The sequence below is a fragment of the Sulfitobacter mediterraneus genome (genome assembly GCF_016801775.1).
Classification (GTDB): Bacteria; Pseudomonadota; Alphaproteobacteria; order Rhodobacterales; family Rhodobacteraceae; genus Sulfitobacter; species Sulfitobacter mediterraneus_A.
In genome coordinates this window covers 1,557,277-1,582,885 of the sequence record NZ_CP069004.1, presented here as the reverse complement: position 1 = coordinate 1,582,885, position 25,609 = coordinate 1,557,277, and the positions used below count along the sequence as shown (strand labels likewise).

Below are 25,609 nucleotides of genomic sequence, written 5' to 3'. Positions count from 1 at the left end.
CAGCGTCTATGGTTCGCCCATGTCGATTTGGACCCGCATCACCGAAGCCCTTTCCGCCCTGACCTCTGGCCAGGGGCTGGGAGAAGTGTTTGACCGCCTGCGCAGCCCTCCGGAGCGGTCGGTGGCCTTCACCATTGCGGTGATCGCCTTGGGGGCCAAGATGGCCAAGGCCGACGGTTTGGTCACCCGCGATGAGGTCACAGCGTTTCGCGAGGTGTTTCAGATTGCCGAGGCCGATGCGGATGGTGCGGCGCGGGTGTTCAATCTGGCACGGCGCGATGTGGCGGGATTTGACGATTACGCCCGCCGGATCGCCCAGATGTTTGCCGAGCAGCCCGAGATCCTGACCGATCTGATGGAGGGGCTTTTCCACATCGCCATGGCCGATGGGACATATCACCCCAATGAGGACGCGTTTCTGGAGCGGGTGGCAGAAATATTCGGGTTGGCCGATGAGATATTTCCGGCGCTCAAGGCGCGGTTTGTGCCTGATACCTCGCCGCTGCCACATACGGTTCTGGGTATTGCGCCGGATGCCTCGATGGAGGAAGCGCGGGCAGCGTGGCGCAGACTGGTGCGGGCCAATCACCCCGATGCCCTGGTGGCGCGGGGCCTGCCCGAAGAGGCAGTGCGCATGGCGGAAAAGCGGCTGATTGATATCAACCGGGCCTGGGAAACCTTGTCTGGCAAGGCCGCTTGATGCGGATTGCCACTTATAACATCGAGTGGTTTTCGAGCCTGTTTGACGACGATGACCAGCTTTTTGATGATGGCGGCTGGTCGGCACGCTACAACGTGACGCGCGCGCAGCAGACCCAGGCATTGGGCCGGGTGTTTCAGGCCCTGGATGCGGATGCTGTCATGATTATCGAAGCGCCGGACCAGAGCAAGAGCCGCTCTACCATCAAAGCTCTGACCGGGTTCGCTGAACATTTTGGGTTGCGGGCAAGGGATGCGGTCATTGGTTTTCCCAATGACACCCAGCAAGAGATCGCCTTGCTGTTTGATCCGGATGTGATGCGGGTCAAGCATGATCCCCAAGGTGTGGCGTCTGGTCCCGATGGGGCAAAGGGTGCGCCGCGTTTCGACGGGGCGCTGCGGATTGATCTGGATATTGATGCCACCGAAGACCGGGTGGTGTTTTCCAAGCCGCCGCTTGAGCTGTCGGTTGAGACTGCTGGTGGATTTGTCTTTCGAATGATCGGGGCGCATCTCAAGTCCAAAGCGCCGCATGGGGCAAGCAATCCTGCCGAAGTGATGAGCTTTGCCATTGCCAACCGGCGCAAACAATTGGCGCAGGCAATTTGGCTGCGTGGCCGGATCGAGGAACATCTGCAAGATGCAGTGCCGCTGGTGGTTCTGGGGGATCTGAATGACGGGCCGGGGCTGGATGAGTTTGAACATCTGTTTGGCCGCTCGTCGGTCGAGATCGTCATGGGGGATGACGGGCCGGATGCGCTTTTTGATCCGCATGCGCGGCAGGCGCTCAGCCGCCGTTTGGGCGCGATGCCGACCACTTCGCGGTTCTGGATCAGGCCGGAAAAGCGGTTCTTGCAGGCGCTTTTGGACTACATCATGGTCACGCCGCATTTCCGGCAACGGGGCGCGGCCTGGCGGATCTGGCATCCGCTCGATGATCCTGATTGCTGGCACACACCAGAGCTGCGCGATGCGCTAGTAATGGCGTCTGACCATTTCCCGGTGACGCTGGAATTCGCTGATGGTCCGGTCGCCCCCTCGAAAACCTGAGGCAAGGCTACTATATTGGCCCTATGAAACGTATCAGTTTGATCATTTTGGTGGCTCTTGCACCCTTGGCTGTGACCGCCGAGGAGGACCGCGGATTGTCCCTCATGGAACGCGGGGCGCAGATGTTCATGGAAGGCATTCTCAAAGAGATGGAGCCCGCCATCGAGGAATTTTCAGGGCTGGCCGATCAGGTGGGCCCGGCACTCAAGAACTTTGCCCAGGAGATGGGGCCGAAACTGACCGAACTCTTGGAAGAGGTCGAGGACTGGAGCGCGTATCAAGCGCCCGAGATGTTGCCTAACGGGGATATCGTGATCCGCCGCAAACCGGATTATCCATTGGTCAAACCGGAAACCCCGACCGAACCTGCACCGCAAATTGACCTTTGAACACGGCTGTTGTTCCGTGCGTCCTCCTGCTTCATTTGGCAAGAAAAACTCAATTCCGCCCTCACGGCCGGGCGGGCGTGTCAATCGTGTCGCGCCTTGCGCACGGTCTTGATCTCGACCTGCGCCTCAAGGGAACTGGCCAATGAGTTGAACCGCGCCTCGGCGACCTCGCCAAACAGGGGCAGCATGTCTTCGGTCAGGCGCAATTGCAGCAGCTTTTTCTTTGGAAACCAACGCATTTCGCCGCGTTCTGCATCTTTGTTCATCCACAGCATCGCACCAAATCGCATCGCCTTGCCAAGGATTTCGGCCTCTCTGCGGGTGCGTTCGTCTACCATCTCGTAGAGATCTTCAAACCGGGTGTTTTCGCGCTTGTTGGAATATCGGTGCAGCAGCGCCAGACCCAGATAGATACGTTCGGAGTGTTTCAGCCCGCCGAGGTTGGCGCGGGTGGCATTGTCAAAGCAAACTTCTGCACGGTAGTCGGGATGCGCCCGCCAGCTGACGTCATGCAGAAGGCAGGCGGCTTTGACCAGCCGTTTGCGCGGGGCAGGGGCCGAGCGGTAGAGCGGGGCGATAAAATTGTTGAGCACCTTGCCAAAACCCGGCATCCGGGCATCCTTGGCCTCGGCAAAGCGGCAAGCCTCGATCAGGGGATCGCGGTCGCGCAGGCGTTGAGGCATCTGTTCGTAAAGCATGCCTTCGCGGATACCATAGCTGGAGATCGCGATGTCCTTGGGTTTGAAGGTGCGCACCAGCCGCGACAAGACCTGCGCGGCATAGGGCACCAGCGCCATCCGGGTTGAGGACACACCGCAGGCGGCGCGCAGTTCATCCAGATCGCAGTTCTTGATGTATTTCACCGTGGCGCGGACGGCCTTGGGCGTCATGCGGTATTCGTGCAGTACATGCAGGGGATAGCCCCGGCGCAGCATGTCAATCCGTGCGATGGCCCGCCATGATCCGCCCACCAGAAACAATCGGTCGCGTTGGCTGCCCATTTGGGCATGCAGGCTTTCCATCACCTCTTTGATATGGGCATCGCGTGCCGTGGCCCCACCTTTGAGGTCTCGCAGTTTCAGCGGGCCGAGCTGAGAGGTGACCCGCCGCCCGACGCGCCCGCCGGAAATTTCGGCCAGTTCCATCGACGAACCACCAATGTCGCAGACCAGCCCATAAGCCCCCGGCCAGCCCAGCAGGACGCCCTGCGCCGACAATCGTGCCTCTTCGCGCCCGTCAATGACCCAGATCCGCAGACCGGTTTCGCGGCGCACCTCGTCGCAGAACTCCTGCCCGTCAGTGGCATCGCGCACTGCCGCAGTGGCGACAACCGTGAGTTCCGACAGGCCCATCCCTTCGGCGAGTTTGCTGAACCGGCGCATGGCTGACAGGGCGCGGGCGCGGCCTTGGGGCGACAGATGGCCGGTTTCGGCCATGCCCGCGCCGAGGGCACACATGATTTTTTCGTTGTAGAAATAGGCGGGCGATCGCGCCGCGCCGTCAAACACCACCAATCGGACAGAGTTTGACCCGACATCCACAACCCCGACCCGCGCCAGCGCCCGTGCGCTTGGATCTTCGAACAGGGGTTTGCCGAAAAGCCCCAAATCCGCAAGTCCGGTTTCTGGCACCGCAGGCGTTGCGGGGTCGGTGAGATGGGCCATGGGCGTCTCCTGCGGGCAGGTGGCAGTTGGGCGCAAAATGGTCCAGTGCCGTGCTTAGGTCAATCGTTAATCAGGGCAAATCCGGCGGTGCGGCGGGCAAAAATCAGTCTTCTGTATGGGTCAGTTTTGGCACGTCTGACGCCCCGGCAGAACCGCGTCCCGACAGGGATGGATTTTCCATAAAGAAGCGGTGGCAGTTGAATGCAAACTGGCCTTCGGGGATCGGCGGGCGGTCAAATGTGCCATCGGGGGCCATGACCCAGCTTTGGGCCACATCGGCAAGGTTTGCCGCCATCACCTGGCTGGTGATCTGTGCCTTCACGGTCGGGTTTTCAATCTCAACCAGCGTTTCAACGCGGCGGTTCAGGTTGCGGCCCATCCAATCGGCGGACGACATAAAGACCCGCGCCTTTTTATGCGGCAATCCATGGCCATTGCCAAAGCAGACAATGCGTGAATGTTCCAAGAACCGTCCGACAATGGATTTCACGCGGATATTCTCGCTCAGCCCTTTGACGCCGGGGCGCAACCCGCAGATGCCGCGGATCACAAGGCTGATCTTCACTCCGGCCTGCGAGGCGGCGTAGAGCGCGTCAATGACTTCGGAATCGATGATGGAATTCATCTTGGCCCAGATCTCGGCCGGTTTGCCGTTGGCGGCATGATCCGCCTCGGCGGCGATCATTTCAAGCAGGCGCGGTTTGAGGGTGGTGGGCGAGATGGCAAGGTTATCAAGGCTGTCGGGCTGGGCATAGCCGGACAGGTAGTTGAACACTTTGGTGGCGTCCCGGCCCAGACGCTGATCGCAGGTGAACAGCGAAAGGTCGGTGTAAACGCGGGCCGTAATCGGATGGTAATTGCCTGTGCCATAATGGGTGTAGGTGACCAGTTGATTGCCTTCACGGCGCACCACGGTTGAAATTTTTGCGTGTGTTTTCAGGTCTATAAATCCGTAGACCACATGTGCGCCCGCGCGTTCCAACCGCCGCGACTGGCGGATGTTGGCCGCCTCGTCAAAGCGGGCCTTCAGCTCAACCAGGGCGGTGACCGATTTGCCATCCTCAGCCGCCTCGCACAGCGCCTCGACAATCGGGCTGTCGCGCGAGGTGCGGTAGAGCGTCTGTTTGATCGCCACCACATTGGGATCACGCGCTGCTTGGGCCAGGAAACGGACCACCATATCGAAGGTTTCATAGGGGTGGTGCAACAGCATGTCTTTCTGGCGGATCGCAGCGAACATATCGCCATCGTGATCCGACACCCGTTCCGGCACGCGCGGTGTGAACTGCGGCCAAAGCAGATCCGGACGGCTGTCGGTGACAAGCTCGCTCAGGTCATCGACGCCAATCATGCCGTCAATCTCGATCACATCGCGTTCGTGTACGCCCAATTCGTCCATGATAACGGATTTCAGCTTTTCCGGCGCACCGGCGGAATGGGTCAGGCGCACCACCTCGCCGCGGCGGCGGCGTTTCAGGGCGACCTCGAATTCGCGCACCAGATCTTCGGCTTCGTCCTCCACTTCGAGGTCGCTGTCGCGCAGCACGCGAAATTCGAAGTGTGCCTTGAGCTTGTAACCCGGAAACAGGTCCGGAATATGCACCACCAGCAGGTCTTCAAGCGGCAGATACCTGATGCTGCCATCGGGGGCAGGCAGGGACACGAAACGGTCAATCTGCGCGGGGATCGGCAAGAGCGCCTGCAAGGGGCGTTTGTCGGCGCTGCGTTCCAGTTGCAGGGCCAGCGCATAGCCGGTGTTGGGTATAAACGGGAAGGGATGCGCGGGGTCAATCGCAAGCGGAGACAGAACCGCAAACACCTGATTTAGAAAGACTTCTTTGAGGTAGGCCCGATCATCATCAGTCAGGTCCGCGATCCGTTCCAACATGATGTTCTGCGCGTCCATCTCGGCCATCAAAGAGACCAGAACACGCTGCTGGTTCATCATCAGATTGCGGGCGTTTTCGTTGATCAACACCAGTTGTTCGGCAGGTGTCAGCCCGTCAGCGGCAGGGGTGGTGTTGCCCGCCTGTGCCAGCTCGCGCAGGCCTGCGACGCGCACGGTGTAGAACTCATCAAGGTTATCGGCAGAGATTGACAGGAACCGCAGTCTTTCCAGCAACGGCACACGGGGGTTCTCGGCCTCTTCCAATACCCGCCAGTTGAAGGCCAGCCAGCTGAGTTCGCGGTTAAAGAACCTGCCAGTTCCCGAGATGTCCAGCTCGGGCAGGTCGGTCGCGTCGGGAAAGGGGCTTTCGAGAAAATCTGCGTGGGTCATGGGCGCCTTATGGCGTTGGTGTGTAACGGGATTGCGACAGGCAGAAAGGATTTCTACCATATTTCAAAGCAGTATCACGCGTCAGGGTGGTCTTTGTCCAGCACCTGCATTGCCAGATGGCGGGTCACGGGCCGTTTGAGCGCGATACTGGCGGCATCAAGCCGGTTGATCAGGTCAATCGCAGCGGCAAAGGAACGGTCCATTCGGGTCAGCAGATAGGGGATCAGATCGGGCTTGGGTGTCAATTGCCGGTCAGCCAGCAGTTTGACGAGTAGGGCCGACAGCAGCGCATCATCGGGGGCCTCCAGCGCGACGGCAGTTGCCCCGCGCAGGCGGCTGATGAGGTCTGGCAAACTGAGCCCCCAATGTTGCACCGGCGGTGTACCGGTCAGCAGCAGTTTGTGACCTTCGGCGAGCACCAGGTTGTGGAGATGGAACAGAGCGGTCTGCGCCTCTGCGTTGCCTGCGATGGCGGGAATGTCTTCGACCGCGATGCTGGATTGGGCAAGGGCGGGGATGTCCGCGTCTCGAAGGCTGCTGGCTGGCACGATGGTGGCGCCTGACATCTCTGCCCAGACGTGGGCAAGGTGGGTTTTGCCTGATCCGGCAGGACCGGTCAGCACCAGCTTGCCGCCCGCCCATTGTTGCCAGCCATCAATCATCGCCAGCGCCATGGCGTTCGAGGGTGCGACAAAAAATGCATCCCGTTCCAGCGCCGTGCGGCTGGGCAGGTCCAGTCCCAGTTGTCTGTGCATGTCAGCTGTCGCCCGAGGATTTGGCGTTTTGGCTGGTGCCTTTGTATAGCAGGCTTTGTCTGTATTGGCTGACCGCAAAGCGGGCCACCACACCCAGCGCCGCCGCAACAGGGACCGCGACCAACATGCCGACAAAGCCAAAGAGCGTGCCGAAGACAGACAACGACAGGATCAGCCAAACAGGGTGCAGGCCCACCGAATTGCCCACCAGCTTGGGGGTCAGAACATTGCCTTCGATCACCTGACCGAGAGCAAAGATACCGGCGACCAGTCCGATGGACACCCAATCCCCCCAGAACTGGAACAATGCCAGCCCAATGGCCAAGGCGCCGCCAAGGATCGCGCCGAGGTAGGGAATAAAGGTCACGAGACCCGCGATAAACCCAACGACAAGGCCGAATTGCAGCCCCACAAGCATCAGCGCGATGGCATAATAGGTGCCAAGGATCAGGCAAACTGTGCCCATACCGCGAATGAAAGAGGCCAGCGTTTTGTCAATGTCTCTGGCCAGTTGGCGGATCACCGGCTGATGGTCTCTTGGCAACAATCCGTCAATGCCAGCGACCATGCGGTCCCAATCCAGCAACAGGTAAACCGCGACCACAGGCACGATCACAAAGAGCAGGATGATGTTGATAATCGAGGCAAAGGAGGCCAGTGCCGTTTGCAACACCTGTCCGCCGCGTTCCTGAATGGTGGCTCCTATCGAATTGAGCGAACTGCGCAGGGTCGAATCCTGATCGAGCAGGGATGGAAACCGTTCGGTCAGGAAATTGGTGAAATCGCGGGTCAGTTGCGGTGCCACCTCGATCAGGCTGACAGTTTGATTGACCAGTGTCGGCACCACCAGCAGCGCCATGACCACAAAGATCAGCAGGGCAACAACGGTGATACAGGCCGTTCCCAAGGCGCGGCTGAGGCCCATTTTCTCAAGCCGGTCGGCCACCGGATCAAGGAAATAGGCTATCGCCCCGCCCAAGACAAAGGGGAGCAGCACATCGCCGAGAAACCACAGTACAATGAGAAACACCGCCGTGGCGGCGCCCCAGTATTTCAGCTGATCTCGTACAGGCAGGGCCATGAATGTCTCCGGTTTGGGCTTCTTATCACATCGCCCATGCGGAACGGTGTTTCAAGGGGTGGGGGCGCTAGAATACCCGCACGCCTTGTTTCGACAGGGTGGTTTGCACGGCTTGAATGTCAAGCTGGTCCAACGCGGTGCCGGTGGCGATGGACTGCGCCGCCGCAACGCCTGCGCCCTGGCCCGCCACGGCGCAGCAGGCCATGTTGCGGGTGGCGGCATGGGCGATCTTGTCGCCGCCAATGGCGCGGCCTGTGACCAGCAAGTTTTTGATCTTCTTGGGTAACATTGACCGATAGGGCACCTGCATATAGCGCCCCGTGGTCGGAATGATCAGCACGCCATAGCCGTCGATAAATTCGGGATAGATGCCAATGCTGTCCTCAAAACGGCCCTGATGGCGGACATCGTTTTCGGTCATGTTGTATTGGGCATCCAGCTTGCGCGTGTCGCGGATGCCGATGGACGTGCCAAAGTTGCGTAGCCGCGCCGCATCGCAGCCCGGCGTATAGGCCCGCAGCGCATCGATGGCGAGCATGGCCTGCGCCCGGCCTTCGATCTCAAAGCGGGTCATGCTGTCGGGATCGGTGCCGTCGCAGCCTGCCAGATGCACGAGGTTCATATAGGTCATCTCGCCGGTGTCATGGACCGCCCCCCATGTGCCGCCGATGGTGTTCAGATGCGGCGGGATCAGACCGTCCTTAATTGCGCGTTCAAAGGGTTTTCCAAGGAAGGGCGAGAACATATCGTCTTCCTTGCCGTCGGTTTCGACCTGCCACTCACCCGAGGACCAATCCTTGTAGGTTTGCGGATCGCTCTGCACTCCGGCCATGAAGGCCTGTTTGTCCACGCCCGCGATATGGAACATCACCGAGGCGGCCTGCATCTCTTCGATCGGGGTTTTTCGTGTGGGCGCGCCCGCCCGTTGTGCGACGTCTGCGTCGCCGGTGGCATCTATCACCACCTTGGCCAAAATCGCCTCGCGTCCTGCCTTGGATTCGACAATCACCCCGGTGATCCGGTCCCCCTGCATGATCGGGGCGACAAACTGGCGGTGCAGCATGGGGTGGATGCCGGCCTCCTGCACCAGCCGGTCAGCGACCAGTTTGAAGCCTTCGCTGTCCAACTCATAGCTGAGCGATTGGGATTCCGGAACCGCCGCGCCCATAGCTTTGGCACGTTCCTCAAATTCCCAGCCGATGCCGCCCGCTTCGACAGTCGCTTCATGGCGGTACCAGGCAAAGCCCTCAACCCCGACAACGGTGATATTGCCGCCAAAACAACCGAACCGATCCAGCAGCGTAACCTCTGCACCCGCCCGCGCGGCGGCGAGCGCCGCAGCAAGGCCGCCGGGGCCGGAGCCGACAACCAGAACGCCGGTTTGGTGAATAATCGGGGTTTCGCGGGCCGGTTCGGTGATGCTGGGCATGGGCAATCCTGGGTGTTTTGACCACTGAGCATTTCCGCCGCGGGCCGGTCAAGCATTTGACTGTCTTGACTTCGGGTCCGCTCAGGCGGCTCTATCGGGCAAAAGCGGGAGAGAACCATGCGCAGTGCATTTGACGACGAATTGGAAACCCGGCTGGTCCGCTATGCGGCGATTGACAGCCAGAGCGATGCCACATCGCCGACGTCCCCCAGCACCGAGATCCAGTTGCAGATGTCGCAATTGCTGGTGGAAGAATTGCTGGAGATGGGCGCAGAAGATGTTGTGCTGACGGACTACGGTGTGGTTCTGGCGAGCATTCCGGCAACTGTAGAGGACGCGCCGGTGATGGGGTGGCTGGCCCATGTGGACACCGCGCCGCAGTTCAATGCCACAGGGGTGAAACCTGTGGTGCATCGCGGTTACAACGGCGGCGATATCACCTTTGCCGATGCGCCGGAGTTGAAACTGTCGCCAGAAAATTCGCCCTATTTAGGTGAAAAGATGGGCGAAGATATCATCACGGCCAGCGGCACAACCTTGTTGGGCGGCGATGACAAGGCCGGGGTTGCGATTGCGATGACGGCGGCGCGGCATTTGTTGAACAACCGGCAAATTCCGCATGGCAAGATCCGGCTGGCCTTTACGCCGGACGAAGAGATCGGACGAGGGGTGGATGCGAGGCTGCCTGCCGATCTGGCAGTGGATTTTGCCTATACCTTCGATGGCGGCAAGCCCGGCGAGGTGGAGTTCGAGACATTTTCAGCCGATGGGGCGGTGATCAAGGTCAGGGGCGTGTCGGCCCATCCGGGATTTGCCAAGGACAAGATGGTCAATGCGCTGCATCTGGTTGCGAAGATCATCATGACCTTGCCGCAGGTCACGATGACGCCGGACACAACCGAAGGCACAGAAGGGTTTATCCATGTCTCCGAAGTGAATGGCGGCTCGACCGAGGCGGAAATCGTTCTGATCCTGCGCGATTTTGAGCGGGATGGCTTGGCTGCGAAGGGTGATCTGCTGCGCCAGATTTGCCAGACCGTCGCCGCGACGGAGCCGCGTGCCGAGATCACCTGCGAAATCCGCCCGCAATACCGCAACATGCGCTATTGGCTGGAGGAGGATATGACGCCTGTGCATCTGGCCCATGCAGCGGTGCGCAAGGCCGGGCTTGAGCCGGTGTCGGTGCCGATCCGGGGCGGTACGGATGGATCGCGCCTGACCGAGATGGGGGTGCCATGCCCGAATATTTTCACCGGTATGCAGGAGATCCACGGGCCGCTGGAATGGATATCGGTGCAGGATATGGCACAGGCCACGCAGGTGGCGCTGGAGCTTGCGCAATTGGCCGCTGGATCAGAATGAGCGGCTGCGCCGCATTTGATTTATCAATGGAATGGGGGCGCTGCCCCCAAACCCCCGGAGTATTTGAAGCCAAAAAGGCGTAGGGCCCGGGATGGTGATTGTGCCTGCGCGGGGTTTGAATTAGGCAAGGCAAGGAATTTGACTTTGCCGAGGAGCGCGTGATGCGTCTGAGCCGCTATTTTTTGCCTGTGCTGAAAGAGAACCCTTCTGAGGCGCAGATTGTGAGCCACCGTTTGATGTTGCGGGCGGGGATGATCAAGCAGGCGAGTGCCGGGATTTATTCCTGGTTGCCGCTTGGTTTCAAGGTGCTGCGCAAGATCGAGAATATCGTGCATGAAGAGCAACAGCGGGCGGGGCATATTCCGATGCTGATGCCGACGTTGCAATCGGCGGATCTGTGGCGCGAAAGCGGCCGCTATGACGACTATGGCGAAGAGATGCTGCGCATCAAGGACCGGCATGGGCGTGATATGCTGTATGGCCCCACCAATGAGGAACTGATCACCGATATTTTCCGCAGCCATGTCGGGTCTTACAAAGACCTGCCTTTGACGCTTTACCACATTCAGTGGAAATTCCGTGACGAGATCCGCCCGCGTTTTGGTGTGATGCGGGGCCGAGAGTTTTTCATGAAGGACGGCTATAACTTTGACCTGACCAAGGAGGACGCGCTGCATGCCTACAACCGTCATCTGGTCAGCTATCTGCGGACCTATGAGCGGATGGGCCTGCAGGCGATCCCGATGCGGGCAGATGGGGGCCCGATTGGCGGCGATTACACCCATGAGTTCCTTGTGCTGGCCGAAACCGGCGAATCCGAAGTGTTTTATGACAGCGCGGTGACCGATCTGACCTTTGGTGATCGCGAGATCGATTATGACAGTGTTGATCAATGTGCCGCTGTGTTGGAGGAGTTCACCTCCAAGTATGCCCGCACGGATGAGACCCATGATGAGGCGCTCTTTGCCGAGGTGCCAAAGGACCGCCAACGCACGGCGCGGGGCATTGAGGTTGGGCAGATCTTCTATTTCGGGACCAAGTATTCCGAGGCCATGGGCGCCAAGGTGCAGGGGCCGGATGGCAAGACCGTGCCGGTGCATATGGGCAGCCACGGGATAGGTGTGAGCCGCCTTTTGGGCGCGATCATTGAGGCCAGCCATGATGACAAGGGGATCATCTGGCCTGAAGGCGTGACGCCCTTCCATGCGGGGATTGTGAACCTCAAGCAGGGCGACGAAGAGGCGGATGCTGCCTGTGATGCGCTTTATGCGTCTCTCAAGGCGTTGGGGCTTGATCCGCTTTATGATGATCGCAATGAGCGGGCAGGGGGCAAGTTTGCAACGATGGACCTGCTGGGCCTGCCATGGCGGATCACGGTTGGGCCGCGCGGGCTGAAAAACGGGGTGGTCGAATTGACATCGCGCCGCACAGGCGAGAGCGAAGAGATGCCGCCAGAGGCTGCGGTCCAGAAGATCGCGCAGATCTACGCTGGCATCGCCTGATCCTTGATCGCAGGCTGACGTATGTTAGCCTGCGGTTCAAACGGGAGGCAGAGCATGGCGCCCATTGTGGAGCAAGAACGATGATCCTGCGGGCCTTGACCCTTGCGGGTGGGTTGGCCGGGGCCACGGCGACCTCGCAATTCCCTGAGTTCTCCCAGCAATATATCCAAAGACTGGGCGGTGCGGTTGATGCACTGTCGGATGTGGTGGCGGATTTTGATGCCTCCGCAGCGGCTGTGGGGCTGAGCCGCGCTGATGCACTGGCGCAGATGCAGGGCACGGATTTTCTGGAGCGGCGGCGCAGAGACATGACCGCAACCTTTGATCGCTACGCACGGCTGCGGTCCGATTTGGAGCAATTGAAGAACGAAGGTCCGTTCATGCGGGCCTATCATATGCCAAGCCTGACGGACCCCGAGATCGCGCGCGCCGCCTGGTCGGAGTATCAACCTGCCCTGCCGCTGAATTTTGCCGGAGCGGTTTTTGCGGCTGTTGGCTTTGTGCTGGGCTTGGCGGTGCTTGGGGTTATTTTGCGCATCCTGTCCTGGCCGTTTCGACGCAGGCCCGCCGATCCCGCGATGGGCGCTTGACCCTGTGAGGGCAAAGCCTCAGGTTGCGGCCAAAATGCCAGAAGCCTCCTTAGGATGGACAAAAAGATGAGCACTGCGCCCTTTGCGCCTTTTGAATGGATGATCGCCTGGCGCTATTTGCGGGCGCGACGGGCCGAGGGCGGCGTTTCGGTGATGACCTGGATCAGCTTGATCGGCATCACACTGGCGGTTTTTGCTTTGATTGCAACGCTTTCGGTGCGCTCAGGATTTCGGGCGGAGTTCGTGGATACGATCCTTGGCGCAAATGCGCATGTGACGGTCTACCAGTTGGGCGAGGTCAACGCCGCCGGGCGGATTGATCGCAGCATTGCCGATTATGAGGCCTTGGCCCAAACCGTCGCAGCGGTGCCGGGGGTGACGCGGGTTGCGCCGCTGATCCGGCAGCAGGTCATGGCAAACCATCGCCAGTCCAATGCAGGTGTCGAAGTGTTTGGTATTGCGCCGAAGGATTTGAAGACAATCCCGCGGATCGCCGACCAGACCCGCGCGCAGGGCGATTTGGACCGGTTTGAAGAGGGCATTGCACTGGGCATCGGGGTGGCCAACACCCTGGGCGTCGCGGTTGGAGACAGGGTCAAGCTGATCTCGCCTAACGGGGTCAAGACCGCCTTTGGGACCAGCCCGAGGGTGAACGCCTATGAGGTTGTGTATATCTTTTCGGCGGGACGTTATGACATTGACCGCACCCGTGCCTATCTGCCGATTTCAGATGCGCAAATCTTCTTTAACCGTGAAGGGGTGGCGGACGAACTTGAAGTGATGGTCGAAGATCCCGAAGCTGTGGATAACTACGCTTTGCCAATCCTGACCGCGACCGGCCCGCGGGCGCAGGTCTGGACATGGCGTGATGCGTCGGGGTCGTTCCTCAATGCGCTGGATATCGAGGATCGGGTGATGTTTGTGATCCTGTCTGTACTGGTTCTCATCGCCGCGATGAACATCGTTTCGGGGCTGATCATGTTGGTCAAAAATAAGGGGCGCGATATTGGCATCCTGCGTACCATGGGGCTGACCGAAGGGTCGGTGCTGCGGGTATTCTTTATTTGCGGCGCGTTTACCGGGATCATAGGCACGGCGCTGGGCGTCATTCTGGGCTGTCTTTTTGCGCTATATGTCGATCAGATCTTTGGCTTCGTGAATTATCTGTCTGGCGGCACGGCGTGGGATGCATCGATCAGGGGGATCTACTTCCTGCCGGCCAAGTTGCAATTGGCTGATGTGCTGTCTGCGGTGGCTTTGTCGCTGGGGCTGTCGTTTATCGTGACGATTTTTCCGGCGCGGCGGGCGGCGCGGATGAATCCGGTGGAGGCGCTGCGCTATGAGTGAGTTTGTGCTGCGGCTCTCAGGGATCACCAAAGCCTATAACCACGGGTTGCCCAATGAAGTGAACGTGCTGCGCGGCATTGATCTGGATGTGCGCAAGGGCGAGGTTGTGGCCCTTGTGGCGCCTTCTGGGGCGGGCAAATCGACCCTGTTGCATATTGCCGGGCTGCTGGACACGCCGGACGCGGGCAAGGTCGAGATCACCGGGCAGGACATGACCGGGCGCGGCGATCGGCAACGCACAAAGGTGCGGCGCAGTGATGTGGGTTTCATCTATCAGTTTCATCACCTGTTGCCGGAGTTTTCGGCGCAGGAGAATATCGTGTTGCCACAACTGGCCAATGGTGTGGCAAAAGCGGCGGCTGAGACGCATGCGCGGAAATTGCTGGAGCGAGTGGGGATTGCAGAGCGTGCAGACCATCGCCCCGCGGCCCTGTCAGGCGGGGAGCAGCAGCGGGTTGCGTTTTGCCGGGCCCTGGCCAATGCGCCAAAGGTTTTGCTTGCGGATGAGCCGACAGGAAACCTTGATCCGGGGACATCGGATCAGGTGTTTGGGGCGTTGATGGATCTGGTGCGCGGCACCGGTCTTGCGGCGGTGATCGCGACCCATAACCTTGATCTGGCGGCAAGGATGGATCGGCAGATCCGGCTGGATGCGGGGCAATTGGTGACCGATTAGGCGCTGAAAACCTTCGCCGTTCTCGGCCTGCGTGTGTCGGTGTGGCGATTTCTCGCAGAATGTGTTGCCTGTGCAAAATATTGCCTTCTGGCAGGGTTCAAACGCTTGACGTGAGAATTGACCTAAGGTCAGACTGATCTTCGCCCCCAAGGGGAGGGGCCAAGAAGGAAGACGCATGGCGCATATTTCGCTCAAAACCATCGAGGAAACCACGCAGGCGGCTTTGATCGCCCATGGGGCTGACGCATTTCCCGCCGCCGAGGTTGCGCGGGCCGTGGCCAAGGCCGAAGCGGTCGGCAACAAGATCTGTGGTTTGTACTATGTGGAAAGCTATTGCCAGCAGCTTGCTTCTGGCCGGGTCAAGGGAAAGGTGGTGCCAGTTGTAAATGCGCGGCGCAGTGCGGCCATCCATGTGGATGCCGGATTTGGCTTTGCCCAACCCGCCTTTGCCTATGGTTTGCCTGTGGCGCTGGATGCGGCGCGGGAGGCCGGGGTGGCCACGATGGCGGTTGGCCATGCGCACACCTGCACGTCGCTGGGGTATTTTACGGAACAGATTGCCCACGCCGGTTTGATCGGCATCGGGTTTACCAATGCATCGCCTATCGTGGCCGCGCCGGGCGGAAAAACCCGTGTGATTGGCACCAATCCGATTGCTTTTTCCGTGCCGGATGGCGCAGGTGGCATTGCCATGCAGTTCGATCAATCCACCACAACCGTGGCTTTGGGCAAAATCACCATGGCCAAGGCCGCAGGACAGAAAATTCCCGAAGGCTGGGCCGTGGACGCGGATGGCAATCCCACCACAGATCCGGAGGCGGCGCTGGGGGGATCGCTGGTGTCGATGGGCGGCTACAAAGGCTGGGGCTTTGGCCTGATGGCGGAAATCCTGGCAGCCGGCATGACGGGGGGCATTCTGTCCAAGGATGTCAAACCCCTCAAAGCGCCTGAAGGTGCGCCGCATGATCTGGGCCAATATTACATCATCATCGACCCGTCCTCATCGCCGGAATTCGGCGCACGGCTTGAGGCATTGGCCGCCGCTGCTGCCACCGACGAAGGGGCGCGGATGCCCGGCCAGAACAAACAGCAAAGTGATCCGGTCGAAGTGGATGATGCGGTTTGGGCGATGATCGAAGGGTTCGCGAAGGCCTAGTCTAGACCTGCTGGGTCAGCCAGACACCGGCCGCCATCAGCGCGATCCCGCCTGTGCGGGCCAGACCCAGCGAGGACACCTGCGCCCCGAAGAGACCAAAGTGATCAATCGCTGCGGCTGATATCAATTGCCCCAATAGCACAAAGAAAACGGCATTTCCGACCCCGAAATGCGGGGCGATAAAGGTGATGGTCAAGACATAGAAGGCGACCAGAACACCGCCCAAAAACAAATGCCTGGGTGCGGTTATGAACCTGTCCAGCGCATGCGGGCCAGTGACCAGAACCACCACCAGACAGCTGACAAAGGCCACTACAAACAGCACCATTGCAGCGGCGGCAGGTGATCCGACCCAACTGCCCAAAGCGGCGTTCAGGGCGGCCAGAACCGGAATGCCGATTCCGGCGATGAGCATGATCAGGGCGTAATGTGCCATTGGTAAATCTGCCTTCCTGTGGTGACTTGATCTGGATCATGGCCAGCTGTAGGCAAAGACACAAGGATAGATGGCAGGCCATCAGATCAGGAGAATTTCATGCGGTCTTATTTGACGACTCTCGCCCTTGCCGGGGCAGGTGCTCTTGTGTTGGCCTGTGCGCCGAACACCATGCCTGAGGCTGGTGACGGCGCGGCGTTTTTTGCAGAAAACTGCGTGTCCTGCCATGGGCCTTCCGGGCGGGGTGACGGGCCTCTGGCGTCGGGGCTTGATCGCAAGCCAACCGATCTGACGCTTCTTGCCCGCGCAAACGGTGGCACATTTCCAACCGCCCGCGCCCTCAGCTATATCTATGGCGATCCTGAGCAGGGGCATTTGGCCCGTGTAATGCCACAGTTCGGCGGCGCGATGGCGGATGATCTGGTGCCGGTTGATGTGGACGGGGTGATGACACCCACGCCGCGCGCTCTTGCGGGCCTGCTGGCCTATCTCGAAGCGATCCAGCGCTAACCGCAGATCCCGTCGATTTTGACGCCCTTCCACGGCAGGCTGACATCATGTTCGCGGCTTTGAGGCAGCGGGGCCACCGGCATCACCTGACCGATCAGCGCATGCAATCGTTTGGTACGCGGCGCTTGCGGGGCCAAGGCGCGGCAGCAGACAAATTCCTCGACGATCGAGCCTTGTTGTTCAAAGCCAAACTCTCCGAACTTAGGGTTTGCTCTGATATCAAATAGATAGGGGTCAGCTTTGTTGCCGTGTTCTGAAGCGGCCCGCAGCGGTGAATATCCCGTGGTGGCGCGGTTCTGCCACTGCCAGATGTGGGTGATCTCATGGGCCAGCAACATCGCCGCGATCAGATTGATCCGGTCCGGGTAGTCGGGCAGGTAATCGTCGATATACCAATCCTTGTCGAACAGCACGGTGTTATATAGCGCCACAGCCGCAGGTTTCGAGGTCACGATGGCGTCGGTCGCGGGGGGCAGGATCAGCTCTCGGCAGGTGGTGCGCGGGCGGGGTTTGCGGCGAAAGGTGACGGCGCGGGTGGGGGCGCCATCATGCAGGCGCACCTTGTCCATATCGAGCGAGCTGCCATGGATCGTGGTCAAATAGGCGCGTTCGTTGTCGGTCAGCGGCCTTCCACAGCCAGCCAATAGCACCAGAACAAGCAGGATACGGATCATCGGGCGAAAGTGGCCGTGGCGGTGGCAACGGCCTTGCCCGAGGGTTCGGCGTAAAGTGTACAACGGGCAAAGATCATGCTTTTTCCAGCGCGGGTGATCTCCGCCTCGGCGCGGATGCTGTCGCCACTGGCGGGGCGCATGAATTGCGTGTCCAAAGTGACGGTGCCGACAGGGATCATCTGACCCTCATGGGCACCGCAGGCCAAGACCATTGCAGTGTCCGCCAAAGCGGACAGTGCCTGTCCACAAACAATGCCACCTGTACGGTTCAAGGCATCGGTGACCGGGATTTCCAGAACGGTCTTTTGCGTATCGGCTTGTGCCACTTTTGGCTTGAGCGCCAGCACCCATGGGGCGAAGTGATCATAAAGAAACGTTTCGACAATGTCCGGGGTCATAACGGCCTCGCTGGTGCAATGGCAGCAGCCTAGCGGGGCAATTCACAGGCGCAAGTTGCAAAATTTGATCCAGCGCAGGGCGGGGCGGTGGAGGGCTGCGATATGATGGGGCAGATAACGATGGAGGATCGAATGCAAAGACTTGTGATCGCGGCGGTGGCCTTTGGCATGATGCAGGGGGCGGCGCAGGCCCAGGATGTAGGGGCAGGTGCGGCGCTATATGATGCGCATTGCGCAACCTGTCATGGGCTGGAGGGGCGCGGCAATGGCCCGATGGCTCCGGCCTTGATGCTGCAACCGCCGCCGCTGAACGATCTGACGGCGCGGCACGGTCAGTTCCCGGTCACACGGGTGGTGACACGGATTGACGGGCGTGATCCCTTGGTCAGCCACGGATCACCGATGCCGGTTTATGGCCCGTTCTTTGAGGGGGATGACACGCCGCTGAAGGCGGAAACCGGCCAACCGATCATGACCAGCCGCGCGATTGTGGATCTGGTGGCCTACCTCGGGGTCATTCAGGAACAGCCGTAAGCAGCTACCCTGTTTGGCCGAAATGAAGCCCCTTCCCTCATGGGGGAAGGGGGCTATGCAGCTGTGGCGCATGTGCATGCTGGGTTGGGTATTGCGACGGACGGATTGAGCTTTTACCCCTCAAACGTCCAACTCCTCCACAAACCGTGCGTTTTCCTGAATGTACTGGAACCGCAGCTCGGGCTTTTTGCCCATCAAACGTTCCACCAGATCGCCGGTTTCGCCCGGTTCATCCTCGTCTACCGTCACCCGGATCAGCTTGCGGGTTCCGGGGTCCATTGTGGTTTCCTTAAGGTCTTTGGCATCCATTTCCCCCAGGCCTTTGAACCGCTGCACGTCGATCTTGCCTTTGCCGCCCAGACCCTTTTCCATCCAGTAATTCTTTTCCGCATCGTCAGCGACATAGATACGTTTGGCCCCCTGGGTCAGCCGGTAGAGCGGCGGGCAGGCCAGATACAGATGCCCGTCGTCAATCAGGGGCCGCATCTGGGTAAAGAAAAAGGTCATCAAAAGCGCCGCGATATGGGCGCCATCGACATCCGCATCGGTCATGATGATGATCTTGTCATAGCGCAGATCATCAAGATTGAACTTGGTGCCCATGCCCACCCCCAAAGCCTCGCACAGATCGCTGATTTCGGCATTGGTGGTCAGTTTGTTTGACGCCGCGCCCAGCACGTTGAGGATCTTACCCTTGAGCGGCAAAAGCGCCTGATTGTTGCGGTTGCGTGCCCCCTTGCCAGAGCCGCCGGCGCTGTCGCCCTCGACAATGAACAATTCGGTGCCTTCACGGGTCTTGCTGGTGCAATCGGTCAGCTTGCCAGGCAGGCGCAGCTTTTTGGTGGCGGTCTTGCGTGCGGTTTCCTTTTCCTGACGGCGGCGCAGGCGCTCTTCGGCCCGCAGCACCAGAAAATCGAGAATCGCGCCCGCAGATTTGGTGTCAGCGGCCAGCCAGTTGTCAAAGTGGTCGCGCACGGCGTTTTCGACCATCCGCTGCGCTTCGGTGGTGGCAAGGCGGTCCTTGGTCTGGCCGACAAATTCAGGCTCGCGGATAAAGCAGGAGACAAGCGCACAGCCACCGGTGATCAGATCCTCGCGGGTGATCGTGCTGGCCTTGCGGTTGCCGGCCAATTCGCCGTAAGCCTTGATCCCCTTGAGGATCGCCGCCCAGAAACCGGCCTCATGGGTGCCGCCTTCGGGGGTGGGGATGGTGTTACAGTAAGACTGGATGAATCCGTCGCGGGACGGGGTCCAGTTGATGGCCCATTCGACCTTGCCGGGGGTGTTGAATTTCTCCTTGAAATCCACCATGCCGCCAAAAGGCGCATCGGCATAAGTGGTTGATCCACCTAAGGTTTCGTTCAGGTAATCCGACAGGCCGCCGGGGAAGTGAAAGCTGGCCTCTTGCGGTGTGGTGCCGTCATCCTGCCCGCATTTCCAGCGAATCTCGACGCCCGAAAACAGATAGGCCTTGGATCGCGCCATGGCAAAAAGCCGGGCAGGCTTTAGCTTCAGCGAACCAAAGATTTCCGGATCGGGGTGGAACGTCACCGCTGTGCCGCGGCGGTTGGGGGCGGCGCCAACCTTCTCCAGTTTGCTTTGGGGAATGCCGCGCGAGAATTCCATCGCGAAAAGCTCGCGATTGCGGGCCACTTCCACGCGCAGATGGTCCGACAGGGCGTTCACGACCGACGAGCCAACGCCGTGCAGGCCGCCAGATGTCTCGTAACTGTCACCGGAAAACTTGCCGCCTGCGTTCAACGTGCAGAAAATGATCTCAAGCGCCGATTTGCTGGGGTCTTTGGGGTGCGGATCGGTGGGAATGCCGCGGCCATTGTCGCGCACCGTGACATGGCCGTTTTCATGCAATTCCAGCTCGATCCAGGTGGCATGGCCCGCGACGGCCTCATCCATGGAGTTATCGACAATCTCGGCCACCATGTGGTGCAAGGCGCGATCATCCTTGCCGCCGATGTACATACCGGGGCGCAGGCGCACATGTTCCATATCCTCCAGCACCTGGATGGAGGAGGCATCGTATTCTTTGCTGGGCTGTGTTCCGGTGAGAAGATCGGACATGAGGCTGCTCTTTCTTATATGTGCCGGCCATTTTGACAGGCTGCGCGGCTTCCGGCAATGCGTTTGCGCGGTTAATCCACAGCCTTCTTGCGCAACCACGCGGCCAAATCATCTTCATCCAGCCGCCGCTGCGCCGCATTGCGGATCAGATCGCCGGCTTCGATGGTTTCATGGGCGATGCGAATGCCTTTGAGGTGCAGGCAAACGATCATGGATTTGTAGGCGGTGCGTTTGTTTGCATCGTTAGAATCATGCCCGGTCGAGATCGCGACACAATAAGCGGCGGCCAGGTCAAAACTGTCGGTGATCAGCCCATATACCTATCGGATATCGATTCGCGCCAACGCCCCATCAATGGATTTGTCGCCGACAAACCCTTGCAGTTCACCGGCATTCAGAACGGCATCGTGAATGGCTTCGACCAGTTCCGAATTCAGAAGGCGAAAGCTCATTTATCTTTCAGGTAATCGAGAACAGGCTGGGTTTGATCGCGGGTTGCGGCAATACTCTGCATCACTTCATCCAGCGTGGCATAACGTGGCTCTTCCTGCAACTTCGCCTCTGCGGGCACAGAATACCCGAAAATACATATCGTGATATCCATTAGAATGTGCTTTTTGAAAGGGGTCTTGCAGTGATCCATCCATGGACGCAGTGTGTGGAAAAACCATAAAGGAGGCACCAATGCCTTGGATCAAGACCATTCCCTTTGACGCGGCAACCGGCAAGCTCAAGCAGCTTTATCAACGGGTTACGGGGCCGAACAACAATGTCGACAACATCATGAAGATGCATTCGCTGCGTCCTCACACGATGGAGGGGCATATGGCGATCTACAAATATGTGCTGCATCACAAGGACAACCAGATCCCCAAATGGTTCTTGGAGGTGCTGGGCGTTTGGGTGTCATCTCTCAATGATTGCAGCTATTGTGTGGAGCATCACTTTGCCGGAATGAAACGTCTTTTGCGTGATGATGCGCGGGCGGATGCGATCCGCGGGGCGATCACGGCGCGTGATGTGGCGGCGGCACCGCTGGATGATGCGCAAAGAGCGGCTATGGTCTATGCGCAAAAGCTGACGCAAGCAGCAGGGCAAATGGTACAGGCCGATGTGCAGGCGCTGCGCGATGCGGGTTGGGACGACGGTGAAATTCTGGAGATCAATCAGGTCAGCGCTTATTTCTCCTATGCCAACCGCACGGTTCTCGGGCTTGGGTGTTCCACGGATGGTGACATCATCGGCCTCAGCCCCGGCAATTCGGACGACCCGGACGATTGGGGCCACAAATAGGGATCAGTCCAGCCAACTCAAAATTGCCTGCGCCACTTCATCGGGTTTCTGGTGGTGCAGCCAATGATCCGCCCCTGCAATCTCTACCCTTGTCAGATCGCGGGCAAATTCCTCGAGCCCTTCAGTGGCGGCGGGCAAGAGCGCGGTATCATCGCTGCCCCAGATCAACAGATGCGGGCAGCGCACCTTTAGGCGGGCTGGATCAAACGCGGGCAAATCCGGGAGCGACTGGCCCGATAGGGGGACTTGCAGGGGCGATGCGCGATACCAATTGACCATGCCGCGCAGCCTGCCGGGGCGTGACCATTCCGCCAGATAGGTCTCAAGGGTCGCCCCCGTAAGCCAAGACATATCCATTTTTGCAGAGAACAACGCCCGTAACTTGGCAAAATTGTCGGCAGCAAGGTGATCTTCGGACCCGTCCTTGCGCAGGTAGTGGATGTATTGCGATGCTTCGGTCTGCGGCCCGCCAGCGGCCATGGCCCGTTGAAACGGGGCCGGATGCACACCGTTCATGATGATCAGCTTTTGCACCAATTCAGGCCGGAACATTGCAAGGCCATAAGCCACCGCTGCACCCCAGTCATGGCCAAGAACGATCAAGGGATCATCCCCGATCAGGGCCGCCATATCCTTGACCAGTTCCGAGGTGGTATAGGCAGAGACATCCGCAGGGGCCCAGCTTTGCCCATATCCGCGTTGATCGGGTGCGATGATGTGAAAGCGATGTGAAAGGCGCTCTGCCAGATCGGACCATGAACCGCCGTATTCAGGAAAGCCGTGCAGCATCAACATTTTGGGCAGGGATTCATCCCCCCAGTGCCGGACAAAAAAGGATTGGCCGTTCAATGTTGTTGTTTCGATGCGCATGGTCCTGTCCCCTTTTGGATGGTCTGCCGCTCGGGGCAGGGCAACTGTGGCGCGGGCGGATTGCAGGTGCAAGCCTGTCACATCCAATGGCGCAATTCGTCCTTGAGATAATCGAAAACAAAACGGATGCGGGCGATGCGCGATTGATCTTCGTGCAGGACCAGCCACGCGGGCATCTCATAGGTCCAATTCGGCAAGACACGCCTGAGCCCAAGGCGGGTCGCCAGCTTGACCTGGCAGAACCCCACGCCCAAACCGGATTGGATATGCGCGATCTGCGACAGGGGATCATCGCAGCGCAAGATGATGTGATCGGGCAGGGGCACGCCGGCGCTTTGGATGGCAGGCAGAATGATGCCTTCGCGGTCGTCTGCAATGAAGGGGACATTGTGCAGGCTGTCCATCCTGTCCGGCAGATCAAGATCGGGATGGGCAAAGAGACCTACCTCGACCGCGCCCAAGGGCGCCGCGATCAGGGATTGCTGTCTGGGCGGGGTAAACCTCAAGGCGATGTCGGCGGCGCGGCGCGTCAGATCTTCGGCGTGATCGGTGGCGGCCAGTTCGAAGCGCAGGCCGGGCGCGTCTTTGGCAAGCCGAGCCAGCAGGGGCGGCAAAACATGGGCCGCTGCAACTCGGCTGGAGGTAATGCGCACAATACCCAACAGCGCGTCCTTTTGCGCGGAGGCCGCCCGGTGCATGGCCGCTGCCTCTTCCAGCACGGCGCGGGCCAGTGGCAAAAGTGTCTCGGCCATGGAGGTCGGGGTCAGGCCGTTGGCGGCGCGGGTGAACAACTGGGTGTTCAACTCTTGTTCCAGCGCTTCGATGTGGCGGCGCACGGTGGGCTGCGCCAGTCGCAAATTGCGGGCGGCCGCACTGAGGCTGCCGGTTGTCATAACCGCGTGAAAGGCCGGGATGTGGTCAAGGGACGGGAAAATTGTACTCATCAAAATATGATAGCTGGGTAAACGCATTTGAACAATTTCTTTCAGGCGTAATCACAGGGATGATCCTTGCGAAGTCGAAAAAGGAGAATGAAATGACTGAGGCACAAATGATCAAAAAGGCCGGACGCAGCTGGTATATGCCAGCGATCCTGCGCAGCGAAGGCGCGGCCGTAGCGGTGCTTTGTACGCTGAGCTACCGCTACATGGAAGGCGGTTGGTGGCTGTATTTTATGGCTTTTCTGCTGCCGGATCTGTTCATGTTGGGGTATCTGGTCGGCAACCGGATTGGCGCTTTGTGCTATAACATCGGCCATAGTTATCTGACACCGCTGGCGCTGGCGGCTACGGGGGGATGGATGGGGTCATCCCTCGCCCTGGAACTGGCGTTGATCTGGGGCGCGCATATCGGGGTCGACCGGGCCATTGGGTATGGACTTAAGTACAATGGTCACTTCAAAGACACGCATTTGGGCCGTGTATAACCGCCTCTTCACCTTTGAAAAATTCGCGCCTAATTCTGGGCCATGACACAACCTATGACATATGGCGGCCATGTCCGCGCGATTCTTACTTTGGGTCTGCCGTTGATCGGTGGGCATCTGGGGCAAATTGCCATTGGCGTGACCGATACGGTCATGCTTGGCTGGTTCTCGGTCGAGGCTTTGGCCGCTGTGACGTTGGGCAGCACGTTCTTTTTTGTGTTGTTCATTTTCGGCTCGGGCTTCGCCTGGGCGGTGATGCCGCTTGTGGCCTCCTTTGCGGCTGAAAAGGACGAGGTGGGCATTCGCCGCGCCACGCGCATGGGGATCTGGCTTTCGTTGATCTTTGCAATGATTGCGATGCCCATTCTGGTCTGGGCGGAGCCGGTTTTGCGGCTGCTGGGGCAGGGCGATGATCTGGCCTTTGTAGCGGGGCAATACCTCAAGGTCGCGGGCTGGGGGATCATCCCGGCACTGTTCGTGATGGTGCTAAAGTCCTATCTGGCGGCGTTGGAGCGGACACAGGTGGTTTTTTGGATCACGATCGTGGCGGCGATCTTCAACGCGATTGCGAATTACGCGTTTATCTTTGGCAACTGGGGCGCGCCCGAGCTGGGCGTTGTGGGGGCGGCGATTGCGTCGCTTTCCACGCAGGTCGTTTCGTTGATCGGGATTCTCATCTATATTCTTGTGGTGGTGCCGCAGCACCAGTTGTTCGTGCGCCTGTGGCGGCTGGATCCGTCGATGTTTGCGCGGGTGTTCAAACTGGGCCTGCCCATCGGCCTAACAGCGCTCAGCGAAGTTGGCCTGTTTGCCGCTTCGGCGATGATGATGGGTTGGTTGGGGACAATTCCACTGGCCGCGCATGGCATCGCAGTGCAGCTCGCTTCGATCACCTTCATGGTGCATCTGGGCCTCAGCAACGTGGCAACAATCCGCGCGGGCAACGCCTATGGGCGGCGAGATGTCGATCATATGGGGCGCGGTGCCAAGATTGTTCTGGCCATGTCTGTTGGATTTGCGGTGCTGACCATCATCGGCTTTGTCGGCTGGCCAGAGCCGCTGATCTCGGCGTTCATGCAAAAGGGCGAACCGGCGCGGGTTGAGATTCTTGCCGTGGGCGTGGGCCTTTTGGCAATGGCGGCGCTGTTCCAGCTGGTCGACGGGGCACAGGCGGTGGCGCTTGGCCTTTTGCGCGGGGTGCAGGACACAAGCGTGCCGATGTGGATGGCCGCGTTCAGCTATTGGGTCGTGGGCATTCCGGCGTCCTACCTGCTGGGCTTCACCTTCGGGTTTGAAGGGATCGGTGTCTGGGCCGGTCTGGTCCTTGGTTTGGGTGTTGCAGCGATCTTGCTGAACTTGCGGTTCTGGCGGGTGACGATCAAACAGGTCGGGCAGCCCGTTGCAGCGTGAT

The 25,609-nt window shown here is 59.6% G+C and carries 28 protein-coding genes; 14 read left to right on the top strand and 14 right to left on the bottom strand.

All coding sequences use genetic code 11. The annotated features are described in order from the left end of the window. Positions 1 to 19 precede the first annotated feature (19 nt). From JNX03_RS07735 to JNX03_RS07725, 3 genes are read left to right on the top strand one after another with little or no spacing between them, the layout of a single operon-like run. Positions 20 to 700 (top strand): molecular chaperone DjiA, encoded by a 681-nt coding sequence (locus tag JNX03_RS07735; RefSeq protein ID WP_203211808.1) that lies wholly within the window; start codon positions 20 to 22, stop codon positions 698 to 700. Further along, the gene (locus JNX03_RS07730) at positions 700 to 1,749 is read left to right on the top strand and encodes an endonuclease/exonuclease/phosphatase family protein (protein WP_203211807.1); all 1,050 of its coding nucleotides are present in this window, start codon (positions 700 to 702) and stop codon (positions 1,747 to 1,749) included. The genes JNX03_RS07735 and JNX03_RS07730 overlap by 1 nt, the downstream gene beginning before the upstream one ends. 23 nt (positions 1,750 to 1,772) lie before the next feature. After that, entirely contained in the window at positions 1,773 to 2,138 is a 366-nt protein-coding gene (locus tag JNX03_RS07725; protein WP_203211806.1) for a hypothetical protein, read from the top strand. An 80-nt stretch (positions 2,139 to 2,218) separates the two neighbouring features. Here the strand turns inward: JNX03_RS07725 and JNX03_RS07720 are convergent, their stop codons facing one another. The 5 genes from JNX03_RS07720 to JNX03_RS07700 form a co-directional block, all read right to left on the bottom strand. Further along, complete coding sequence (locus JNX03_RS07720) at positions 2,219 to 3,802, bottom strand: Ppx/GppA family phosphatase (RefSeq protein ID WP_203211805.1); 1,584 nt, start codon at positions 3,800 to 3,802, stop codon at positions 2,219 to 2,221. A 103-nt stretch (positions 3,803 to 3,905) separates the two neighbouring features. After that, positions 3,906 to 6,080, bottom strand: coding sequence for an RNA degradosome polyphosphate kinase (locus JNX03_RS07715; protein WP_203211804.1), 2,175 nt, complete (start codon positions 6,078 to 6,080; stop codon positions 3,906 to 3,908). Positions 6,081 to 6,154: 74 nt separating this feature from the next. Then, complete coding sequence (locus tag JNX03_RS07710; RefSeq protein WP_203211803.1) at positions 6,155 to 6,835, bottom strand: HdaA/DnaA family protein; 681 nt, start codon at positions 6,833 to 6,835, stop codon at positions 6,155 to 6,157. Position 6,836: 1 nt separating this feature from the next. Continuing rightward, positions 6,837 to 7,916, bottom strand: coding sequence for an AI-2E family transporter (locus tag JNX03_RS07705; protein WP_203211802.1), 1,080 nt, complete (start codon positions 7,914 to 7,916; stop codon positions 6,837 to 6,839). 67 nt (positions 7,917 to 7,983) lie between these two features. After that, positions 7,984 to 9,345 carry an FAD-dependent oxidoreductase gene (locus tag JNX03_RS07700; protein WP_203211801.1) on the bottom strand — a complete coding sequence of 454 codons (1,362 nt, stop codon included), beginning with the start codon at positions 9,343 to 9,345 and terminating at the stop codon, positions 7,984 to 7,986. A 117-nt stretch (positions 9,346 to 9,462) separates the two neighbouring features. Between JNX03_RS07700 and pepT the strand changes: the two genes are divergently transcribed. From pepT to JNX03_RS07670, 6 genes are all read left to right on the top strand, one after another. Next, positions 9,463 to 10,707 (top strand): peptidase T, encoded by a 1,245-nt coding sequence (pepT, locus tag JNX03_RS07695; protein WP_203211800.1) that lies wholly within the window; start codon positions 9,463 to 9,465, stop codon positions 10,705 to 10,707. Positions 10,708 to 10,868: 161 nt separating this feature from the next. Continuing rightward, the gene (gene proS / locus JNX03_RS07690; RefSeq protein ID WP_203211799.1) at positions 10,869 to 12,209 is read left to right on the top strand and encodes a proline--tRNA ligase; all 1,341 of its coding nucleotides are present in this window, start codon (positions 10,869 to 10,871) and stop codon (positions 12,207 to 12,209) included. Positions 12,210 to 12,289: 80 nt separating this feature from the next. Continuing rightward, on the top strand, positions 12,290 to 12,799 hold the full coding sequence (locus JNX03_RS07685) for a DUF2937 family protein (RefSeq protein ID WP_203211798.1): 510 nt from the start codon (positions 12,290 to 12,292) through the stop codon (positions 12,797 to 12,799). 99 nt (positions 12,800 to 12,898) lie between these two features. Continuing rightward, positions 12,899 to 14,146: a lipoprotein-releasing ABC transporter permease subunit gene (locus JNX03_RS07680; protein WP_203212178.1), complete on the top strand. Its 1,248-nt coding sequence runs from the start codon at positions 12,899 to 12,901 to the stop codon at positions 14,144 to 14,146. Continuing rightward, the gene (locus JNX03_RS07675; RefSeq protein WP_203211797.1) at positions 14,139 to 14,822 is read left to right on the top strand and encodes an ABC transporter ATP-binding protein; all 684 of its coding nucleotides are present in this window, start codon (positions 14,139 to 14,141) and stop codon (positions 14,820 to 14,822) included. The genes JNX03_RS07680 and JNX03_RS07675 overlap by 8 nt, the downstream gene beginning before the upstream one ends. Positions 14,823 to 14,997: 175 nt before the next feature. Next, a complete protein-coding gene (locus tag JNX03_RS07670; RefSeq protein WP_203211796.1) occupies positions 14,998 to 15,978 on the top strand; it encodes an Ldh family oxidoreductase in 981 nt (326 codons plus the stop codon). 1 nt (position 15,979) lies between these two features. Here the strand turns inward: JNX03_RS07670 and JNX03_RS07665 are convergent, their stop codons facing one another. Then, entirely contained in the window at positions 15,980 to 16,414 is a 435-nt protein-coding gene (locus JNX03_RS07665) for a DMT family transporter (RefSeq protein ID WP_203211795.1), read from the bottom strand. Between the two features lie 99 nt (positions 16,415 to 16,513). Between JNX03_RS07665 and JNX03_RS07660 the strand changes: the two genes are divergently transcribed. Continuing rightward, positions 16,514 to 16,924 (top strand): c-type cytochrome, encoded by a 411-nt coding sequence (locus JNX03_RS07660; RefSeq protein WP_331000484.1) that lies wholly within the window; start codon positions 16,514 to 16,516, stop codon positions 16,922 to 16,924. On the opposite strand, the gene JNX03_RS07655 is transcribed toward JNX03_RS07660, so the two are convergent. Together JNX03_RS07655 and JNX03_RS07650 are read right to left on the bottom strand one after the other, a co-directional pair. Next, entirely contained in the window at positions 16,921 to 17,598 is a 678-nt protein-coding gene (locus JNX03_RS07655) for a hypothetical protein (protein ID WP_203211794.1), read from the bottom strand. The genes JNX03_RS07660 and JNX03_RS07655 overlap by 4 nt on opposite strands. Then, a complete protein-coding gene (locus JNX03_RS07650) occupies positions 17,595 to 17,996 on the bottom strand; it encodes a PaaI family thioesterase (protein ID WP_203211793.1) in 402 nt (133 codons plus the stop codon). Before JNX03_RS07650 ends, JNX03_RS07655 begins: the two co-directional genes overlap by 4 nt. Positions 17,997 to 18,128: 132 nt before the next feature. Between JNX03_RS07650 and JNX03_RS07645 the strand changes: the two genes are divergently transcribed. After that, the gene (locus JNX03_RS07645; RefSeq protein ID WP_203211792.1) at positions 18,129 to 18,530 is read left to right on the top strand and encodes a cytochrome c; all 402 of its coding nucleotides are present in this window, start codon (positions 18,129 to 18,131) and stop codon (positions 18,528 to 18,530) included. Positions 18,531 to 18,650: 120 nt separating this feature from the next. On the opposite strand, the gene parE is transcribed toward JNX03_RS07645, so the two are convergent. From parE to JNX03_RS07630, 4 genes are all read right to left on the bottom strand, one after another. After that, complete coding sequence (gene parE, locus JNX03_RS07640; protein ID WP_203211791.1) at positions 18,651 to 20,609, bottom strand: DNA topoisomerase IV subunit B; 1,959 nt, start codon at positions 20,607 to 20,609, stop codon at positions 18,651 to 18,653. A 71-nt stretch (positions 20,610 to 20,680) separates the two neighbouring features. Beyond that, positions 20,681 to 20,917, bottom strand: coding sequence for a type II toxin-antitoxin system death-on-curing family toxin (locus tag JNX03_RS20610; RefSeq protein WP_280526500.1), 237 nt, complete (start codon positions 20,915 to 20,917; stop codon positions 20,681 to 20,683). A gap of 12 nt (positions 20,918 to 20,929) precedes the next feature. Continuing rightward, entirely contained in the window at positions 20,930 to 21,061 is a 132-nt protein-coding gene (locus tag JNX03_RS20680) for a hypothetical protein (RefSeq protein WP_269142453.1), read from the bottom strand. Further along, entirely contained in the window at positions 21,058 to 21,213 is a 156-nt protein-coding gene (locus JNX03_RS07630) for a hypothetical protein (protein ID WP_203211790.1), read from the bottom strand. Before JNX03_RS07630 ends, JNX03_RS20680 begins: the two co-directional genes overlap by 4 nt. A gap of 80 nt (positions 21,214 to 21,293) precedes the next feature. Between JNX03_RS07630 and JNX03_RS07625 the strand changes: the two genes are divergently transcribed. Continuing rightward, a complete protein-coding gene (locus JNX03_RS07625; protein ID WP_203211789.1) occupies positions 21,294 to 21,902 on the top strand; it encodes a carboxymuconolactone decarboxylase family protein in 609 nt (202 codons plus the stop codon). Positions 21,903 to 21,905: 3 nt separating this feature from the next. Here the strand turns inward: JNX03_RS07625 and JNX03_RS07620 are convergent, their stop codons facing one another. Both JNX03_RS07620 and JNX03_RS07615 read right to left on the bottom strand, forming a co-directional pair. Beyond that, positions 21,906 to 22,772, bottom strand: a complete 867-nt coding sequence (locus tag JNX03_RS07620; RefSeq protein ID WP_203211788.1) for an alpha/beta fold hydrolase — start codon at positions 22,770 to 22,772, stop codon at positions 21,906 to 21,908. A gap of 77 nt (positions 22,773 to 22,849) precedes the next feature. Continuing rightward, a complete protein-coding gene (locus JNX03_RS07615; protein ID WP_203211787.1) occupies positions 22,850 to 23,716 on the bottom strand; it encodes a LysR family transcriptional regulator in 867 nt (288 codons plus the stop codon). A 92-nt stretch (positions 23,717 to 23,808) separates the two neighbouring features. On the opposite strand from JNX03_RS07615, the gene JNX03_RS07610 reads away from it, so the two are divergent. After that, positions 23,809 to 24,198, top strand: coding sequence for a DUF4260 domain-containing protein (locus JNX03_RS07610; RefSeq protein WP_203211786.1), 390 nt, complete (start codon positions 23,809 to 23,811; stop codon positions 24,196 to 24,198). 42 nt (positions 24,199 to 24,240) lie between these two features. Further along, the gene (locus JNX03_RS07605) at positions 24,241 to 25,608 is read left to right on the top strand and encodes an MATE family efflux transporter (protein ID WP_203211785.1); all 1,368 of its coding nucleotides are present in this window, start codon (positions 24,241 to 24,243) and stop codon (positions 25,606 to 25,608) included. Position 25,609: the final 1 nt, after the last annotated feature.